Origin of the sequence: Arthrobacter silvisoli (assembly GCF_003369445.1) — a bacterium.
Lineage (GTDB): Bacteria > Actinomycetota > Actinomycetes > Actinomycetales > Micrococcaceae > Arthrobacter > Arthrobacter silvisoli.
Genome location: NZ_QRCU01000016.1, coordinates 103,047 through 121,590, shown reverse-complemented (window position 1 = coordinate 121,590; position 18,544 = coordinate 103,047). Strand labels below are relative to the sequence as shown.

General features: G+C 61.6%; 18 protein-coding genes and 1 pseudogene. 8 read left to right on the top strand and 11 right to left on the bottom strand.

What is annotated here, in order from left to right; translation table 11 throughout:
- Positions 1–623 precede the first annotated feature (623 nt).
- Positions 624–1,982, bottom strand: a complete 1,359-nt coding sequence (locus DWV11_RS03455) for an MFS transporter (RefSeq protein ID WP_115787494.1) — start codon at positions 1,980–1,982, stop codon at positions 624–626.
- A 181-nt stretch (positions 1,983–2,163) separates the two neighbouring features.
- Positions 2,164–2,820, bottom strand: a complete 657-nt coding sequence (locus DWV11_RS03450) for a GntR family transcriptional regulator (protein ID WP_115787493.1) — start codon at positions 2,818–2,820, stop codon at positions 2,164–2,166.
- A gap of 287 nt (positions 2,821–3,107) precedes the next feature.
- On the opposite strand from DWV11_RS03450, the gene DWV11_RS03445 reads away from it, so the two are divergent.
- Positions 3,108–3,836 carry a maleate cis-trans isomerase family protein gene (locus DWV11_RS03445; RefSeq protein WP_115787492.1) on the top strand — a complete coding sequence of 243 codons (729 nt, stop codon included), beginning with the start codon at positions 3,108–3,110 and terminating at the stop codon, positions 3,834–3,836.
- 118 nt (positions 3,837–3,954) lie between these two features.
- Here DWV11_RS03445 and DWV11_RS03440 read toward each other — a convergent pair whose 3' ends face one another.
- Complete coding sequence (locus tag DWV11_RS03440) at positions 3,955–4,722, bottom strand: maleate cis-trans isomerase family protein (protein WP_115787491.1); 768 nt, start codon at positions 4,720–4,722, stop codon at positions 3,955–3,957.
- A 44-nt stretch (positions 4,723–4,766) separates the two neighbouring features.
- Between DWV11_RS03440 and DWV11_RS03435 the strand changes: the two genes are divergently transcribed.
- The gene (locus DWV11_RS03435) at positions 4,767–5,222 is read left to right on the top strand and encodes a RidA family protein (RefSeq protein WP_115787490.1); all 456 of its coding nucleotides are present in this window, start codon (positions 4,767–4,769) and stop codon (positions 5,220–5,222) included.
- A gap of 192 nt (positions 5,223–5,414) precedes the next feature.
- Here the strand turns inward: DWV11_RS03435 and ehuA are convergent, their stop codons facing one another.
- Genes ehuA through ehuB form a run of 4 tightly spaced genes read right to left on the bottom strand, consistent with a single transcriptional unit; the run spans position 5,415 to position 8,490 of the window.
- A complete protein-coding gene (ehuA, locus tag DWV11_RS03430) occupies positions 5,415–6,230 on the bottom strand; it encodes an ectoine/hydroxyectoine ABC transporter ATP-binding protein EhuA (protein WP_168404549.1) in 816 nt (271 codons plus the stop codon).
- Complete coding sequence (gene ehuD, locus DWV11_RS03425; RefSeq protein ID WP_115787489.1) at positions 6,214–6,870, bottom strand: ectoine/hydroxyectoine ABC transporter permease subunit EhuD; 657 nt, start codon at positions 6,868–6,870, stop codon at positions 6,214–6,216. Before ehuD ends, ehuA begins: the two co-directional genes overlap by 17 nt.
- Positions 6,867–7,565, bottom strand: a complete 699-nt coding sequence (gene ehuC / locus DWV11_RS03420; protein WP_115787488.1) for an ectoine/hydroxyectoine ABC transporter permease subunit EhuC — start codon at positions 7,563–7,565, stop codon at positions 6,867–6,869. The genes ehuD and ehuC overlap by 4 nt, the downstream gene beginning before the upstream one ends.
- Before the next feature lie 31 nt (positions 7,566–7,596).
- Complete coding sequence (gene ehuB / locus DWV11_RS03415; RefSeq protein WP_115787487.1) at positions 7,597–8,490, bottom strand: ectoine/hydroxyectoine ABC transporter substrate-binding protein EhuB; 894 nt, start codon at positions 8,488–8,490, stop codon at positions 7,597–7,599.
- 217 nt (positions 8,491–8,707) lie between these two features.
- On the opposite strand from ehuB, the gene ald reads away from it, so the two are divergent.
- The 5 genes from ald to DWV11_RS20625 all read left to right on the top strand — a co-directional run bounded on the left by ald (position 8,708) and on the right by DWV11_RS20625 (position 12,124).
- Positions 8,708–9,826: an alanine dehydrogenase gene (gene ald / locus DWV11_RS03410; protein WP_115787486.1), complete on the top strand. Its 1,119-nt coding sequence runs from the start codon at positions 8,708–8,710 to the stop codon at positions 9,824–9,826.
- 83 nt (positions 9,827–9,909) lie between these two features.
- A complete protein-coding gene (locus DWV11_RS20020; protein WP_168404547.1) occupies positions 9,910–10,071 on the top strand; it encodes a hypothetical protein in 162 nt (53 codons plus the stop codon).
- A 1,273-nt stretch (positions 10,072–11,344) separates the two neighbouring features.
- Positions 11,345–11,656 carry a transposase gene (locus DWV11_RS03400; protein ID WP_168404545.1) on the top strand — a complete coding sequence of 104 codons (312 nt, stop codon included), beginning with the start codon at positions 11,345–11,347 and terminating at the stop codon, positions 11,654–11,656.
- A gap of 120 nt (positions 11,657–11,776) precedes the next feature.
- On the top strand, positions 11,777–11,983 hold the full coding sequence (locus DWV11_RS03395) for an IS3 family transposase (RefSeq protein ID WP_168404543.1): 207 nt from the start codon (positions 11,777–11,779) through the stop codon (positions 11,981–11,983).
- A gap of 18 nt (positions 11,984–12,001) precedes the next feature.
- Positions 12,002–12,124, top strand: coding sequence for an 8-oxoguanine DNA glycosylase OGG fold protein (locus tag DWV11_RS20625; protein ID WP_421093929.1), 123 nt, complete (start codon positions 12,002–12,004; stop codon positions 12,122–12,124).
- Positions 12,125–12,171: 47 nt separating this feature from the next.
- Here the strand turns inward: DWV11_RS20625 and DWV11_RS03390 are convergent.
- The 4 genes and pseudogenes from DWV11_RS03390 to DWV11_RS03375 form a co-directional block, all read right to left on the bottom strand.
- A pseudogene (locus DWV11_RS03390) lies at positions 12,172–12,357 on the bottom strand (IS5/IS1182 family transposase); the annotation flags it as partial.
- Between the two features lie 101 nt (positions 12,358–12,458).
- Positions 12,459–12,902, bottom strand: coding sequence for a hypothetical protein (locus DWV11_RS03385; protein ID WP_115787482.1), 444 nt, complete (start codon positions 12,900–12,902; stop codon positions 12,459–12,461).
- A 1,026-nt stretch (positions 12,903–13,928) separates the two neighbouring features.
- Complete coding sequence (locus DWV11_RS19900) at positions 13,929–14,159, bottom strand: hypothetical protein (RefSeq protein WP_136017872.1); 231 nt, start codon at positions 14,157–14,159, stop codon at positions 13,929–13,931.
- 529 nt (positions 14,160–14,688) lie between these two features.
- Positions 14,689–15,777, bottom strand: coding sequence for a HipA domain-containing protein (locus DWV11_RS03375; protein WP_210725657.1), 1,089 nt, complete (start codon positions 15,775–15,777; stop codon positions 14,689–14,691).
- A gap of 617 nt (positions 15,778–16,394) precedes the next feature.
- Here DWV11_RS03375 and DWV11_RS03370 point away from each other — a divergent pair.
- Positions 16,395–18,140, top strand: a complete 1,746-nt coding sequence (locus DWV11_RS03370; protein WP_168404541.1) for a restriction endonuclease — start codon at positions 16,395–16,397, stop codon at positions 18,138–18,140.
- Positions 18,141–18,544 lie beyond the last annotated feature (404 nt).

The following is an 18,544-nucleotide window of genomic DNA, read 5'->3' as shown; positions in this document are numbered from 1 at the left end:
GTAGCCCGGGAACAGGATGCCGTGAGAAGCCCCGGGGCCAGAAATAACCGTCCTACCGGGGCCAAATAGAGTTGACATACTCAGGCAGCTGTCAGAATTACCCGTTCCCTTGTTTCATCAGCTGATCATAGTGAGCCCGCGCAGCGTTCTTCGGATGGGCGCCAGGGGGCTTCATAGGTCTTTTCATCTCTGCCAATTGCAACTCCTAAAAAGCTCAGGTGTTGCAACGACCAATGGACGCCAAGCTTACGAAATGGCTCACTTTCCGACCATCGCTGACAGCGTCTCGCGCCAGAACCTTATCTCGGCGACCACCGTGTCGGGTGTCGCGGCTCCCGCCGGCCGCCGCCGCGGGTGACGAGTCTCGGACGATCCCTCACGCCAAGCCCGATTCCGGTCAGGACCCAAGCCAGTCCATCGCGCCTTTGACAGCGGTCACCCTTCGAATGATGGTGCAGTACCCAAAAAGTCCCGGCGATCGCGACAACTTCTGAGAAATCGTCAAGCCCGTGGCAAACCCTGACTATCAGGGTCCGCCGCGGGCTTGGCGACATGGAGCTGGGGTGTTTTAGGTCCGGCTGTTTGAATTGCCGGCTTTAGGGGCGGTGTTGGTTCATGGAGTTCTATTTCCGGATCTTCATGTTGCGCAGGGAAGAGCCCGCTGTCTCAGGCATTTTCCACACGGCAACGAGGCCCACGAGGCAAGCAGCCATCATGTAGAACGCCGGCATCAGGACGTTCCCGGTGGAATTGATCAGGAGTTCGTTCACCATCGGAGCAGTACCGCCAAAGAGAGCGGTGCTGACGTTGTAAGTAATGGCGAAGCCTGAGTAACGGACCTGAGTGGGGAACAGGGCCGGAAAAGTCGCGGAGATAGTGGCCAACTGCGGGAGGTACAGCAGGCCCAGGACGGCGAATCCAAGCATCGCGAACCAGAAGCCGTTGGCCATCACCATGTACATCGGAATCGCCAGAACGAACAGGCCGATGAGCGAGATGAACCACATCGGTCTGCGCCCGATCTTGTCCGAACGGGCGCCTGTGAACGGGATTATCAGCATCATGACCAGCTGTCCGACAAACATAAGGGTCAGTACGGTGCTGGCGTCCATACCTACCGTGCCCTCAAGATAAGTCGGCATATAGGACAGGAGGGTGTAATTAACCACGTTCAGGGCGATCACCAGCCCGGCCATGGTCAGCATGGGCCGCCAGTAGTAGCGGAGCAGGTCCCCGAGCGTCGAACTCACGGCCGGTTCCAGTTCGCCCCTGGCTTCCAGCTCCCGGAAGACAGGGGTGTCTTCCAGTCGATTCCGCAGGTAGAGCCCGATGATGCCGAGCGGGCCGGCGATCAGGAACGGAACGCGCCAGCCCCACTCATGCATGGCGCTGTCCCCTAGGACCAGGCTGCAGAGCAGGACGATAAGGGAACCGAGGGCGAAGCCGCCCAACGTTCCGAACTCCAGAAAGCTTCCGTAGAAGCCGCGCTTCTTGTCAGGCGCATACTCCGCCATGAAGGTAGCGGCGCCGCCGTATTCGCCGCCGGTGGAAAATCCCTGCACCATGCGGAGCAGTATCAGCAGTGCCGGAGCCAGCCAGCCGGCCAAAGCATGGGTTGGGAGAAGGCCGATAGCGAAGGTCGCCCCTGCCATCAGGATGATGGTCAGCGCCAGAACCCTCTTGCGACCGATCCTGTCACCCAGGGGACCCCAGAACAGGCCACCGAGAGGCCGCACCAGGAACGAGAGTGCAAAGGTGGCCAGCGTCCAGACAGTTCCCGCGGCGCCTTCGCCCGGGAAGAAGTTCGCTGTGATGTAGGTGGCGGCTACAGCGTAAACGCCATAATCGAACCACTCGGTGGCGTTGCCCATGGCCGAGGCGGCGACGGCTCGACGCAGAACCTTTTTGCCTGCTGGTGAGTATTCCTCTGGAGTCGCAAACCCCGCGCCGGAGCCGGCTCCAAGCGGTTGTGTTTCTGACATAACGATCCTTGCTCGGGGACAAAAATGTATCGCTCATCACACTACCGGAGTGTCGCATTGTTGACAATAGGAAAGTTGATTCCCGTGACCAACTCGGCCCACCAATCAACTAAACAACGCAAAAGGGCTGCCAGATCACGATGATCTCGCAGCCCTTAGGGGACCCGGCTACCTTTCAAAGTCACTCTGGGATCAGGCGCATTAGGGCATCATCCATATGTTCGGCCATGAGCTTCTCCGCGAGGTCGGAGTCCCCGCGGGAAATCGCCTCGGCAATTCCCCTGTGCTCGGATATGCGCTTGTCGGCCGTCTCATAGGTGCTCTTGAGGGCATTAAGGCACATCTGCGTCTCCGTGAGAAGCGTGTCATGCATCTTCTTCAGGCGCGGACTGCCGGCCAACTCCACCAGAAGCGCATGAAAGTGCATGTCTGCCTCTGTAATCGCCTCGCCGTTAGGCGTGGCCGCGGCGTTCTCCATTTCACGCACAGCTTCCATCAGCCTGGCGGCGTTGCCCTCAGGATCGGTAGTAGCCACCCGGTTGATGGCGGCGGTCTCGACGGCCGACCGGGCCAGATAGATGTCCCGAAAGTCGTCCTGATCCATCGACACCACAAAAAGCCCGCGGTTCCGGTAGCTCACCAGCAGACCCTCTTGGGTCAGCCTCTGCATGGCCTCGCGAAGGGGGCCCCGGCTTACGCCAAGCTCCTTGGCGAGTTCCGCTTCACCCAGCTGAACCCCGGGGGCGAAGTCGCCCCGAGCAATGGCGTCGCGGATTTTCCTGGCAATGAGTGCCGGAGTAGACTCCTGCACAACCGGGTCTAGGGCTCCCCTTTTCATGCTCTTCCGTCCTTGCTCCCAGGCTCGGTTTCCTGGCCGCTGATCATGCTGTAGCTGCCTCGCCGATAGCCACCGTCTTATGGTTGACAATAAGCATTTTACTCTTCAACAAAGAGACCACCGCCCCGCTACGTGCACTGCTACCGCGGTGGTAACTCGCTCGCTCTCGACTGTCGGCGCCCCTTTGGCAACTCACTCTCTTCGATTGTTGACAATACAACTGTATACTATTTGCGTAGCAGTGAAAACCCCTCGCCGTGTACACGGCCAGACGCACAGGAGCGAAGATGACAACTGTCGGAATGCTGTATCCGGGCCATAGCGCCGAGGATGAATACCCCTACTTGGAGTCAGTGCTGGGAGACGACATCCATCTCCCAGTGGTTCACACCTCGGTTGGCGGTCCCGACGAGATCACCACGCACGAGGTGGAGGCGTTACTGGATCTGGGCAAGCCGGAGAGGCTGCTCTCCGGCGCCAGCGAGATCGCCCGACAGCATGCTCCAGACGCCGTCATGTGGGCCTGCACGTCAGGCAGCTTCGTCTTCGGCTGGGACGGCGCGCATCAGCAGGCGAAGGAGATCCAGGAAGCCATCAACGTTCCAACGTCATCCACGTCACTGGCCTTCGCCGCCGCACTGCGTCACCTCGGCGTGTCGAAGGTTTCCATCTCGGCAACTTACCCCGAGGACGTCTCCCGCCACTTTGTGGAACTGCTTGGCCACCAGGACGTGGAGGTCCTCGAGATGGCCTCCCACGACATTGCCTCCGGAGAGGACGCCGGCGAACTGGACCACGACAGCGTGATTGAGCTGGCGCGCAGCGCCAATGCTCCAGAGGCCCAGGCCGTCCTGATTCCGGACACTGCCTTGCATACCGTCCGCTGGATCAACGAGCTGGAATCAGTACTCGGAAAGACAGTGCTGACCGCAAATCAGGTAACCGCCTGGTACGGGCTGCAGCTCGCAGGCCGGGCCGTACACTCTGACCAGTTGGGCGCACTCTTCCGCCCCTGAGAGACAAAAGCCCAAGGCGGCACAGCCAATGAAAAAGACCTCCTGGACGGCGCGGCATCCGCCGGCCAGGAGGTCTTTCTTTGTCGGGTTGCGTCTCAGAGGAACGAAGCAGGATAAGCTATTTGGCCGCGGCCTGAAGCAGGAGCTGCTCCGGCCCCACCGCCTCGCGCCCCATCAGCCGCAATGCACTCCATGCAGTCACCTGGTTGGCCGTGATTACGGGCTTTCCCAACTCCCGCTCCATATATGCAATAAGGTCATAGGTGGGCAGGTTGGTGCAGCTCACGAAGACAGCCTCCGCGTCCGGCCGGTCCGCCTGACGGATCAGCTCGCAAGTGGTGGCGTACGGGACCGTCCAGATGTCCCGGTCCAGCCCCAGCCCCTCATGTGAGACCACGGACTTGCCCCCCTGTTCCAAAAACGACGTCAACCTGTCCGTTAGCTCCGCGAGATAAGGTGTGGCCACCGCGACCCTGCCGACCCCCAGGGCGTCCAAGGCCATCAAAAGGCCTTCGGAAGTGGTAACCGCTGCCGGCGCACCCGCCGAGACCATTGCTGCTGAAAGGTTCCCGGCCCCCTCGACGCCATGGACGAAGCTGCCGGAGGTGCAGGCATATGTCACTACCGCCGGGCGGATGGCAACGAGAGAACGGACAGCGTCCTGGATTTCGCCGTGATCGCTGATCTCCTCGGCCATGTCGAGACCTACGGGCTGATCGTAGTACGGCGTGCGGGTAAAAACGAGGTTCACCCCCGCGGGCATCCAGCGCCAAAGCTCGTGGTCAAGGGCCATATCGAAAGGACAGACGACGCCGATGTCCTGCCAGGATCGCGGACCCTGGGGGTCGGCAAGAGGTGCAACAGTGGGGTTGGGTGTAAGTGCCATACGTCACTTTCTCATATTTGTTTGATTGTCTACAATGGCTCGTTATGGATGAAAATCAAAAATCGATTCCGGCGTTGCCGCCCACCCCTCAACCGGCCGGAAACTATGTGCCCGTCCGGGAAGTACGCGGCCTCCTCTATACGGCCGGGCATACCTCTGCCGTGCAGGGAACCTTGGAACACAGCGGTCGCGTGGGCGAGGACCTGACGGTGGAAGAAGGGCGGTCGGCCGCGGCCACCGCCGTGTTGAACTGCCTGGCGTCTCTGGCCGCGCATGCCGGCGGCCTGGAGCACATCGAAGAGATTGTCTCCATGACGGGATATGTCTCTGCCGTCAGCGGCTTCACGGAACATCCGCTGGTGATGGACGGCGCGTCTGAGGTGCTGGTTTCGTACTTCGGCGATCAGGGACGGCCGGTGCGTGCCGCCGTCGGGGTTTCCAGCCTGCCCGACGGGGCACCGGTTGAAATATCGCTCCTGGCCACCAGCCGCAGCGCCTAACCCGGGGGCGGCGGGACAGGGCCGCCCCTTCCGGGCTCAAATCGTCTGGCCGATAACGCACCTCGGCGCCCGCACGGGAAGCTGCCAGTTTCAGCCAGCTTCCCGTGCAAGCGCCCATTGGAGTTTTCGGTTGCCCCTTAGCAATGACCCAAGGGTGCTGCCGCGCAGCTGCCTCAGTGCTTACGGATTGCCTCAGTGCTGCAGGACGGCGCGGAGGAAGGTCCGAGTCCGTTCCTGCTGCGGGTCTTTGAAGATCTGGGCAGGCGGTCCGCTCTCCACGGCTGCGCCGTTGTCGAACATCACCACCCGGTCCGAAATCTCCTCGGCGAACCGCATTTCGTGCGTGACCATGAGCATGGTCATGTCCGTGGTGTGTGCCAGGTTCCGGATCACGTTCAGCACTTCGCCGATCAGTTCCGGGTCCAGGGCCGAGGTCGGCTCATCGAACAGCAGCACCTTGGGCCGCATGGCTAGGGCCCGGGCGATGGCCACCCGCTGCTGCTGGCCGCCGGACATCTGCGGTGGGGTGTGGTTCATGTGCTTGCCCAGCCCAACGAGCGTGAGCAGGTCCGCCGCCCGCTCCCGGGCCTCGGCATTGCCCATCCCCAGCACGTGGATCGGGGCCTCGATGACGTTTTCCATGGCCGTCATGTGCGGGAAAAGGTTGAACTGCTGGAACACCATGCCGATTTTCCGGCGGGTTTCGCGCAGCTGCTTCGTTTCTCTGGCCTTCTGGCCCGGCGCGACGTCCCACAGTGTGTCCCCGTCCACCGTCACGAGCCCCTCGCTGGGGGTCTCGAGTGTCATGAGGATGCGGAGGATGGTGGTCTTGCCGGACCCGGACGGGCCGATGATCGAGACCTTCTCCCCCGGGGCCACCTCGAAGTTGAGTGATTTCAGGACCTGGTTGGATCCCCAGTTCTTGCTAACGTTCTGGAACCTGACGATCGGGCCCGGGGTGGGCCCCGCGTCGGCGGACAGAGGTTGGGGTTCAGTGCTGGGGCGCATAGCGCCGCTCCAATCTGTTGACGAGCCGTGAGGCCGGGTAGCTGATGGCCAGGAAAAGCAGTGCGGCCAGGGTGAGCGGTTCCAGGTAGCGGAAGTTCGAGCTTCCGATCGCCTGTGCCGTGGCCATCAGTTCCACCACGGTGATAGCCGAGAGCACAGCGGAGTCCTTGAACATCTGGATCAGGTAGTTGCCGAGCATGGGCACCACGGTGCGCACAGCCTGCGGGAGAATGATCCGCCCCCATGTGCGCGCGCCGGGGAGGCTGAGCGCCGTTGACGCCTCCCACTGCCCCTTCGGGACACCCTGGATTCCGCTGCGGTAGACCTCCGCCATGTAGGCGCTGTAGTTGACGCCGATCACTACCAGCCCGGTGGTGAAGGCGTCGAAGCTGACTCCGTAGGCGGGGAGTACAAAGAATGCGCAGTATGCCTGGACCAGCAGCGGCGTCCCGCGGACGAACACCACGAAGAAGGACACCACCGGAGACAGCACCGGAATGGCGAGCCTCCTGAGCACCGCGAAGACCAGGCCCAGGACGGCCGCAAGCAGCGTTCCCAGCAGCGTGATCTGGACGGTGACCCACAGTCCCTCAAGCAGCAGCGGGAAAACCGAGATGGCAAAGTCGTTGTCCCAGATCACGCCGCACCCACCTTCATCAGACGGCTTTCCGTGCGCTGGGCGGCAATCGCCTTCCGGTCCAGTGCAAAACGGCGCTCGAGCCAGCCGGTCAGCAGGGTCAGCAGGCAGGACAGGACGAAGTACATGACCAGGATGGTGAGGAAGATCGCCGTCGTCTGTCCCGTGGTGCTGCGGATCATCTGCGCGCGAAACGTCAGGTCCGTCACCGTGACCAGCGAGACCAGGGAGGTGTTCTTCAGCAGGTCCACCATGACGTTACCGAACGGCGGCAGCATCGCGGGGATGGACTGCGGGACGATGACCCGGCGCAGCCGCAGCGCCGGCTCCATGCCAAGGGCGATGCAGGCTTCGGTCTGGCCCTTGGCCCGGCTGGCGATGGCGCCGCGGACAACCTCGGCCGCATAGGCGCCTTCGTTCAGGCCCAGGGCAAGGACCGCCGCCGTGAGCGGATGGAGCTGGATCCCGAAGAACGGCAGGGCAAAGAACAGCCAGAACATCTGCACCAGCAGGGAGGTGCCGCGGAACACCTCAATAAAGACGCCGGCGGGCCAGCGCAGATAGCGGTGGCTGGAGAGGCGGGCCAGCCCCGCCGCGAACGCGACCACCAGGCACAGCGCCCCGCTGAGCACGGTCACCAGGATGGTGGTTAGCAGCCCCTGCCAGAGCAGCGGGGCGTAGCCGATTACCGCGGACATGTGCAGCTCCTTTTCCGGTGCGCCACCCCGATCAGCCCGCGGTCTTGCATAGCTCCTCGGCGGTGACGCCTTCCACCACGGTCGGGTCGAATCCCCATTTGGTGAGGATCGCTGCGAACTCAGGGGTCTTCTTAAAGGCGGCAAGTTCCCTGTTGTAGGCCTCGTGGAACGCGGAGTCGGCCTTGCGGAACGCGGCGCCCGAGCCCGTGCGCGGGGCGTCGTCCACCGGCTTGCTGATCTCGAAACTGGCGTCATCCTTTGCCAGCGCCTGCAGTGACAGCGTGGGCAGCATGAAGGCGTCGGCGCGGTTTGCCTTGAGCGCTTCCAGGCCGCTGCGGCCGTCGTTAATCTTCACCTGCTGGGACGCCGGGACGTTGGCAGACTTCAGCACGCCCTCCTCGAAACCGCCAGGCAGCACCGCGATCCGCAGGGACCTGTCCGCCAGGACGTTGGCTACGGTGATGATGCCCTTCGGGTTGCCCTTGGGGGTTGCGAAGGATTCGGTGGAGACGATGACGGGCTCCGAGTAGAGGACCTGCCCGCAGCGGGACTGCTTCATGAAGAGGCCGGCCGCGATGACGTCCCAGCGGTTGGCGTTGAGGCCCGGAATCATTGATTCATACGGCGTGATAATGCCCTGGACATCGTCGATGCCGAGGCGCTTGCAAACGGCGCGCAGCACGTCGGGTTCGCAGCCGGTGACCTTGCCGTCGGCGCTGACCTGCGTGTAGGGCGGTTCGTTGGCGATCCCGACGCGGAGGAAGCCCTGGGATTTTGCAGTCTCCAGCAGGTTGGATGAGGCGCCGGAGGCAGGGCCGCCAACGGGGACGCTGGAACAGCCGGTGGCCCACCCGGCCACCGTGGCCCCCAGGACCGCGACTCCTGCGCCGCGCAGAAGACTCCGTCGAGAAATATTGACAGTCATATGAAACTCCGTCCCCCGGACAACCGGGCACTAGCCAGGACCTCGTCGTCCTGTGATCTGTGTTACACAAACCGTAAGAGATAGGTGTAGCATTGTCAACAATCCGAATGTTGGAAGCTACTGATACTTCAAAGAAGATTCACGCTGGCTGGCCGGTCGTCGGGTTGCTGCAAAAGCCTCGGAGACAGATATAAGTGCCTACTGATTGGAACCACAAATGATCATCGGCGTCCCCAAAGAGATCAAGAACAACGAATTCCGTGTAGCCATCACTGCGGCCGGAGTTCACGAGTTCCGCCCCCACGGCCACACCGTGCTGGTGGAGCGCGGAGCAGGCCTGGGCTCGGGCATTACCGACGAGGAATACTCGATCGCCGGCGCCGAGATCGTGGCCGAAGCCGATGACGTGTGGGCCCGCGCCGACATGGTCATGAAGGTCAAGGAACCCATTGCCGCCGAATACCACCGCTTCCGCAAGGGCCTGATCCTCTTCACCTACCTGCACCTGGCCGCCGAGCCCGAACTGACCCAGGAGCTCATCAACTCCGGCGTCACCGCCATCGCGTACGAAACCGTTCAGGAGGGCCGCGCACTGCCGCTGCTGGCCCCGATGTCCGAGGTTGCCGGCCGCCTGTCCGTGCAGGTGGGCGCCAACTCGCTCATGGCTCCGGCCGGCGGCAAGGGCGTGCTGCTGGGCGGCGTCCCGGGTGTCCGTCCAGCCAAGGTCGTGGTGCTGGGTGCGGGCGTGGCCGGTACCAATGCCGCCGCCATGGCCCTGGGTCTCGGTGCCGATGTGACCATCTTGGACATCAACATCAACCGCCTGCGCGAACTGGATGCCCAGTACCAGGGCCGCCTGAAGACCGTGGCCTCCAACGCCTACGAGATCGAAAAGGCAGTGGTGGACGCCGACCTGGTGATCGGCTCCGTGCTGATCCCGGGCGCCAAGGCCCCCAAGCTGGTCTCCAACGAGTTGGTCTCCCGCATGAAGCCGGGCTCCGTGCTGGTGGACATCGGCGTGGACCAGGGCGGCTGCTTCGCCGACACCCACCCCACCACGCACCAGGAACCCACCTACAAGGTGCACAACTCGATCTTCTACTGCGTCGCCAATATGCCCGGCGCCGTTCCGAACACCTCCACCTACGCGCTGACCAACGTCACCCTGCGCTACGCGGTGGCCCTGGCCAATCTGGGCGTCAAGGCCGCCTTCGACCGCGACCCCGCCCTGGCCGCCGGCCTCAACATCGCCGCCGGCCACGTGGCACACCACTCGGTGTCCGAGGCCCACGGCCTGCCCTTGGCATCGGACTGGCACCAGCTCGTCACCGCGTAGTTTCCGGCGCCTGGTTGCGGCAAACTCCGGCAATTTTCCCTTCCACCGACATGCGTCAACAGAAGTACCCGAAGGAAGTAGCCATGAAGAAGCGCACCCTGCTCCACCACGCCCGGCTCAGCCGCAACGGGATGTTCCAGGGTCCAAGGACCGGAGATCACTGCCCGGCCAATGGATGGTGGGCACCGGTTGACAACAAGGAGATCCTCCACTTCATCACCGAAGGCAGCATCATGTCCCCGTGAACGGAACCACATGAGCTGAAAGCTGGTGGTGCGCAGGTCTCAGGGGGCTCAAAGGCCCAGCCACGACTTCCCACCGAGAGGATTCGCCCTGGACAGCATCTGACGCACCCCGGCCTTCGCGTTTCGCCTTTCCTACCGCAAACCGGGCAGCAAAACTTGTTTACCTCCTGGCCAACCCTCCGCAGACCGCACGCCATCTGGCCTTCCTACAACGGTCGGGCCGGCGACTCAGCGCCGGCACCAGCCTCCCAGGAGGAATCACCTATGCGCAAAGTCCTGACCGCAGCGGCATCCGTCACGCTTCTCACGGCACTGGAGACGCGCGCCGTCGTCGAATGCTGCTGCTTCAGCGATCAAGACGAATGAGCGCAATGGCTCCTTCAACCTGCAGTCACACCGCGTCGGCCGGGGCGAACGGACTCGAGGATTGCGTGGCCGCTTTCGCGAACTCACTGGAAATGGGCATGAGCAGTCATGTCGCACTCCCCCGGGCCCACCATAAAGAAGCAGAACAGCCACCCAAAGCCGAGCAGGAGAACCATGGTGAACACCCGACGACCAACAAAAGAAACCCGACCAGAATTCTTCTCAGGTCATGTTGCCCCAGTCAGTCACACCAATGAACCGGTAACAAGCACCCAAGACCGCCGACCAAGGGACGAAGGAGCCTCCACGCCACACCACCGCCCACCAATGAAAAGGCCCCCGAAGGGCCCTTCACAACACATTTTGTCCACACTCAGCGGCCAACAGGCCCCTGAGCTGGGAAAACACGTGCCCGAGGTGGGACTCGAACCGGGCTCCAGGCCCCGGAAACACTGGGAAGTGCTGAAAACATGCCGAGTACGGCTCGATCCGGCCGATGTACGGCTGAGTCCGTCGGACAAAGTGTGCACATTGTGCACACCCCCCTTTTTGACCACTTCGCTACCCCGTCCGGAGATGCACCGCAGTCCTTCGGATACGGAAAGTCCTGCCCGCTGCGCAACTTCATTCCGCCGCGTGTCGCCATCCTCAAGTGCCGTGGCCGGGGCCCGACGAACGGCGTCCACCAAGCACCGACATCCGCCGAGCGTCTCAGGCCCGGAAACACCAAGAATCATGACAATGCACCTCCCTTCAGACATCTCATCGTCGAAGGAGCGGAATGGTACATGACCAAAAGTCGCGGCCCAATGGCCTGCGGGTAAGTGCCAGCGCCACAATGCAGGACGAGGCACTTTGAACCGTCCCGGGTTTGATGCCGCTGTCTTCTGTGAGAAAGATAGTGATTGTGCCCAAGCAGTACCCGCCCGAAGTCCGTGACCGTGCAGTGCGCATGACCATGGATCGGTTGTCCGAATACCCGTCTGTCTATGCTGCCTGTAAGGCGCTGGCGCCCAAGCTCGGGGTCGGCGCTGAATCGCTGCGCCGCTGGGTGGTCCAGGCCCAGATCGATGCCGGTGAGAAGACCGGGCCCAGCAGTGAGGAGTTGGAGGAGATCAAGCGGCTCCGGGCTGAGGTGCGGGACTTGAAGGAGTCCAATGAGATCCTCAAGGCGGCTTCGATTTTCTTCGCGAGGGAGCTCGCCCCTCGCCGCCGCTGATCTGCCGTTTCATCGACGAAATGCGGGCCGTTGGTTATGCGGTCGAGTCGGTCTGCGCCGTCCTGCGGCAGCAGGGCGTGCAGGTCGCCGCACGAACCTACGCTCTTCAAGAACGAGGCCGTGGCAAAGGATTCACCGTTCCGCAGCGGGCCGTTGAAAACCGAAACCGACGTGACGGAGATCGTCTTCGAGTGGGTCCACTGGTACAACAACGAACGCCTGCATTCCGCCCTGGATCACCAGACGCCAGAGGAATATGAGCAGACATATTATGATCTACAAATCGGCCCGTTACCCGACGACGCCGCCAACAAACAGGCGGCATGATTCTCGGGACGGTTCACCCTGTGGCTTACCTGGCACAGCGCCGGCAGCTACCGCAAGTACACGGCTTGTATGACCGAATGGGCACAAGACCTCAGCATTGAACCCGAGCAGGTAGAACAGCTGATCTTCAGGGGCAACTGACCGCGGTGCGGATTTAGCCCCCGTCCTTACACAGCGTTCGTTTGGGAGGACGTATCGGCGATCTTCTCGTACATGACCCCGAGCACGAGGACCTGGACAAGCTTGTCGAACACGACCCGGTCCGACACTCGGGGCCGGTGGCACCCCAAAGGATGGGTGTCGATCACGGGCGGAATCAGGGCCTCGAAATGGGCCCAGAGGGGATTCATGACGGGTGATGGGACAACAGGCACAAGCTTCCCGAGGCAACACTGGTTCTAGACAAACACGTGTTTATCAAAGCTTGTGCCTGCGCCGTTAAATCCAGCACGACCTCACCTACCGGCGGAACCTCTTAGGGCTTGACGCCGGAGTTTAGGTGGTTCTCATAGTCTTGACCGGCCGCGCGCATGTCTTCTTCGGTCACAAACCCCCGGTCGGCGAGAAGGATGGGGCGATATGATTTTGCTCCGTTAGTGCAGCGCACGTCGTCGTGCCAATTCTCGTTCATGGTCGGGTCGTAGAAACATGACCACCCCTTGCCGAAGACTTTCTCCCGCGACTCTTGTACCGCCTCTTCGATCTCCTGGTCGGTGGGCTCGTAGTCCTCATCAACATACTGAACGGGACGCTGAGAGGTGCGGGTCTGTCGATCTCCGTTAGACGCCCCAGTCAGGTCGGGCTGGCCGAAGAGCAACCATGCGCCAAAGCCGAGCACCGCTGCGCCGCTGATCCAAGCGAGGACGCCGGTGCCGAAGTCGGCCCACGCCCCGCTACGGTCCTTAGGTTTCGTCGTCATTTCCCCCCTTTGGATTAGCGTAGCGCTCGGCGCGGACTGGTTGGCAAGAGGCGTGCACGTCCCGAAGATCCGTTACGCCTGCATTCCGCCCTGGATCACCAGACGCCAGAGGAATATGAGCAGACATATTATGATCTACAAACCGGCCCGTTACCCGACGACGCCGCCAACAAACAGGCGGCATGATTCCCGGGACGGTTCACTTGGACACTTAGCCCGCAGCCAGGCGCGCCTCAACAAAGAGGAGAACCATCTTAGACCGAAGGCGCGCGGGGCTTCGGGCACGAACGACGAAACGTCGGTTAGCGCGTTCAACGGACGGGCGTAGAAGTACCAGCGAGAACACCGGTGCTGCCTGCCTGACCGGCGACCAAGCCATCGCGTTGAACGGTCGTCTTCTGAGTCGCCTCTCTGCCGCAGCCTGTCACTGCTGTTAGGCGAAGCGCTCGGCCACCACGCATCGAGCCCCGTCGGCCTCCGAGAGAAGCGGAGCAAAGCCGAGCGCCTGAGCCTCGGCTGGTTGGGGGCACGAAGACCTCGGGCTTGAAGTCCGACGGCTTCGTCAGGTTGGCGTTGAAGAGGTGCACCACTTCTCGTGCTCGCAGCCCGGCGTCTTCGTCGTCGCGTTTCGCCATCCGCGCCGCCCTTTGGTCTAGATACGCCGCCATTCAGCCTGCTTGAATGATTCAATGGACAAGTTGCCCGCTTTACAGCTGAAGGTCCCACTCCGGCCGCGAGGACAATAGACCTACTTAGTCTGGGATTCTTCATCAGGAGGTCCCCTGGCATAACCCCATATCACGGGTGATACTCGAGTCCGGGCCTAGACACATTCAAGCCACTGCACGTCGTAAACCGGCGCTGCAGTGGTGAATAGGCATGGCGCACAACGCACGCCAGCCGCGGGCTCTGAAGCGGCGAAGCAACCAAGTACGATCGTATCGCGCGCTCATGCCGACGGGCGGCGACTGACGTTTTGCGCGGGTCGGCTGGTTTTGCTTGCCACGTTGCACTTACTAGCCGCAGCTAGTGAACTGTTTCCCAGCCCGAACCCACAAACGGTTGATGGCCGGACGTGATAAAGCCGTTCAACCTGACTAGCAGTCGCAGGTGGAACCCGACCTCTGGTCCGTTCGCCAGTTCCACACGCAGTTGATGTTCGCGATCGTCATTTGCGATGTCCCGGAAGAAGCCGGCTAAGGGATCGGGAACAAACCCCAGATGCAACTCGTCCGTGTCTTCAATACGGACAGCCATCGGGTTCACTCTGTTGCCGTGGTCGGGAACCATACGCAGTTCGTCCCCTGGCCGAAGCTGACTGACACGGGACTGGGCCTCCTCCGTCCGATGCCGAATGCCATGCACCAAGAAGAGTTGAGAGACGGCACCGTCTGCTTGGGCCCGAGGAACACTCACAAGCTCGATTGTGTCTCCCACACGGCGTCCCCCGGTTCGGCTCAGTACCTCGAATGGCGCAGCGTCAATAGGCAAGCCGAGGGCGTGCATCGCCTGAGGACGGTCCGGGCGTCGAGGGGAGATGACGCGCTCAGCGAAGATTGGAAATAGTTGCTCGGAACGGAACGGGCTCTGGTGAGCCCGCAGGCCCGGAAGACCAACGAACCAATCGGCGCCAACGGCCTGCCGAAGATACTCAAAGGTGTACTCGCGATCGTCACAACTTAAGAACCCGATCGGGCGGTACAACCTGTCGGGCCGCGTCTGTTGCGTCACAAGCAGGCGGTCGATTCTGGCATCCGAGAGCGGTGGCAGGGGTCTAGCAAGAACGCTAGTTTCCATCACACAACCTCTTTCTGTTAGTCACCAGGACCTTGTCTGTAAAACTACGCGCTTCCTCTGACATTTCAGGGATTGAACGGATGATCTCCACCCATTCACCCCGATCTAGGTTTCGGATTCTATCCAGCCACTGCCACGCTAGCTGTGAAGACTGTGCCAAGCCTTCATTGGCCAAGTCTACAAGAGTACGTTTTTTGCCATTCTCGAACCGATGTGCCATCCCTCGTCTGCACCAAGACTCAACTTTTTCATCTGTGTCTAGCTCGGCGATCTGCATATCGCTCATCCCTGAGCCAAGGGAACTGCCATGATCAAAGGATCTGGCAAGCCGCAATTCGTTGCCCTTCGAGAGGATCCCCCAGTTCAGCGCGTGTCGGTCGGTGTTGGCTATCCATGCATCAAATACTAGGAACCCTACGAACACGTCGAAGGCCGGCCATCCCTCCACTACTGATTCAGGAGGCCCAGCCAGGCCACTAAGAAGCGTGCCTATGTTGGTTAGGTTGTGCCCCACACGGTTCTTTGGCCGTTGGGCGGGCTCAGTATCGCAAGTCAGGTATCCCTCGAACTCTGAAAGATACGTATTGCCGGGCTGTAGGTCCCAGTCGACCAGGGCGACGTTCTTTGAGATGATGCCTTCTTCGCTCCCGCGGAGGGCGAGTTCAACGCGGGCTGCGGGAAGGCCGATGAGGCCGGCTAAATGCGAGGCGATCTTTTCGACCTGATCGTCTCGCCTACGGTATGACCCCCCACGTACACCTCCCCGAGCCCACAGCTCACCAAACTTGGCGGACTTGAAAAGCCACCAGTCCGTGCGCTGAGATTCTCTGGCAATGTCTGGAGGTGAGAGCCAGTCCTTATCGTCGTCACCTCCAGCCTCGGGTGCCATTACGGGCCAGCCCGTGACGTCGCATAGGTCAAAGGTCATTTGAGTGACGATATACCTTATGGACATCATTTTGAGGGAGGGAAGCTGCCCTATCAGAACTCGAGCCGGCACCTCTCGTCCACGGTCAACAAGACCATTCAGAACCGTCGTGTAGGCAAGGAGCCCGGCGCGTATAATCGACATTTTCATTCAGCTCACGGGCAGTCCTGGAAGGCGCGGGATGCGGACGCCGCACTGTATTGGCTCGGCGGCCGGTCCCGGAAGCGCTAGCCGATGACGAACCATGGCATCGGCGACGACAATCCGACAGCTGACATGGAGATGTCGTCCAAGGAAGCCGTAGCCTATCTCGGCGGACCAGCGGGCCACGCCCTGAGTGCAAAGTTTCGGCGGGAACTCCGCTACATCGGCCTCGGTCCTGTGGTGAGAAGCGCGGTAGCCGCCCCATTTACTGCAAGTCAGCGCTGGATGCGTTCCTCCGCGAGTTCAGTACGGACCCGCAGGTGTGGGTGCATGACGTCTGGAAGAAGACTTCCGACAGTGTGCGTGGCTTGGCTGCCGCCCCCGGGGTCACTGGGTTACGACCAGATCATTGAGACTTTGGACAAACAGGGTCCACCGGATGTCTGGGACCCCGACCAGGCGAAGTTGCGGGCCTGTCTGCGGAGCTGGCCCGGGAATTCCTTTGCAAATACCGGGCATCAATGCGCATGGCAGTGCCGCACAATTTTCGAGTACCGGATACTCATGACTCCGTGGTGCGTTCGGGTGGACACTGGGACTGGTCCAGCATGGGCGGGGGAAGAATGACAGACAGAATCCGGCGATGGTCACGGCACATCGCCCATGAGCGTGCGGTCGGAGTCATCAGATACCTGATCTTCGTCCTACCCCCGCTGATGTTCTGGGTTGCGGTCAGGTTCGGGGCCATCGCTCTGTGGCACATTGCCAAGCAAGTCGTCCCCAAGATCAGGCCCTTTCACGCTGAACCTTCGGCAACGGACGCTCCGGCAACCGTCCCTGAATCCCAAGAAGTGGACTCCGTGATCGAAGAACTCCGTGCCCGGAAGCGCCGTAGGCACGCGGAGGGAATCGATGCCTGGCATCGAGACTGGGAGCAACTTCTTGAGTCGGCGCCATTTCTGCCAGCAGAGGACACGGATAAAGCGCCGCGGCAACGCCCGTCCATGTACGCGGCGTCAGACTCGCATGAATTGAGCGGGATCGACGAGAAACCCGCTGACGAGCGCCGCGAGATGCTCTCTCGCTTCTATGTCGACGTCGTAAGACTGCACGAGTCATGGGTGGCGAGATCTCTCGAGGACGGCGGTTCTCTTCTTGCCGGCGATGCTCGCACGATGTGGGCATGGGCCGAATATTTGAAGAGCCGCCACACCGTGCCCGTTGACGGCGCGGATGTATGGCAGGTCCTCGCGGCAATCCCTCCTGGAGAGCATGTCGAAATATTCGCCCCGGTAGTCATGTCCCCGACCGGCCGGGGGCGGGACAAGGACGCCCTCCCGAAGGAAGCCAGATTCGGCGCCAGGACGTTCGACTTCTGGCTCCTGCCTTCCTCTGGACTTCAGGCTGAAGTTATCTCCTGTCCAAAATGGACTATGTCGGTCAGCGGCAGTGTGGTGGACCCTGTGGCAGAGACCCACTTCCGTCTTGCCGACGGCCGAAAACTTGTTGCCTATTCCGACAGGGGAACAACCGATCGGTTCGATAGCAGGGGTGTCGGCGAATCAATACTCAGGCTCCCCGACAGTCCCTTGACGCCGGCACCGCCAGTTCTCGGGGCAGGGGCCCGTACCTCATCCCCGGGATCCGCTTTGCCCAAACGGCTTCTTGGCAATTGGCATAGCGCCGAGGATGTGGCCCTCTGGCACATGTCAGGGCCGCTCGGCTTTTTTGGCGCCCGGCTCACCGGCGGCGTCTCGGACCGAGGTATCGACGTTGAGCACCCAGAGGCCGTGGCGCAGGTGAAAATGCAGGCGAATCCTGTCGGTTCCCCGCAAATACGCCAACTGCGGGGAACAAGGCCCCAACTTAGAAACCATGTCTTCTACTCGACGTCGGGCTTCACCCGGGCGGCAGTTGCCGAGGCGGCGGAGACCGGCGTCGCCCTTTTCAGCATGGACGATGACGCCAAGGTCCATCCACTTGGCGCAGAAGCCAAACGCCTCATCCTTGAGGGTCACCAGCGCCATGGGGGCGAGGACGCACTCGTTGCGGAGTACGTTAGCTCCGTCGTTGAACGCGTCCGCAAAGCGAAGTTCAACTATGGCACTGACAACGCGTCGTGGGCGCTGCGTGATGTGAAAGGTGCGGACTGGGACAGGCTCGAAAGGGCCGAAGGCTACCTGAAAGGCGCCATAAGTGCCCTGAAGTACCACCCCAAAATCGGAGTTGATAGCCACAAGGCTGTCATCAGCCACTACCGCAATGCCGATCTGAGGGCTGCCTTCTTTTGCCAGGTCCTCGGCCTGCCCTACCCGGGGAACGAGCCGCTGCGCCGCCGCAAGCCCCCTACTGCAGCTGACTTCTACTGAGTCGTGAGGTGCGAAACGCCAAGCAAGAAACAGCAGCCCACATGATCCGAAGACCATGTGGGCTGCTGTTTTAGAGCTCAGCTATGGCTGGCCATTAGCTGGCGTCGCTGTTAGGAATGGGCTCCAGACGCCATCCGGAGACAGACAGACCATCGACGAAGCGCCATTCTTTGCGGCACTTGTCGCAGCTGATCCAGTGATCGTGTTCCCGGAAGCCGGGCTGGCCCACTTTGAAGTTCCGCTCGACGAAGTCACGGGCCACCTAATCCGGGGAGATCCGAATTGGGTGGCCCATGCTTCGCCAGTTCCGTTTGGGGCCAGGGGCTCCGCAGCCTATCCCTGACCAGTTGTTCAGCTCGCTGGTGCTTTGGCGGGCCAGCTGCGGTGGTGTCGCTTTCCAGCAC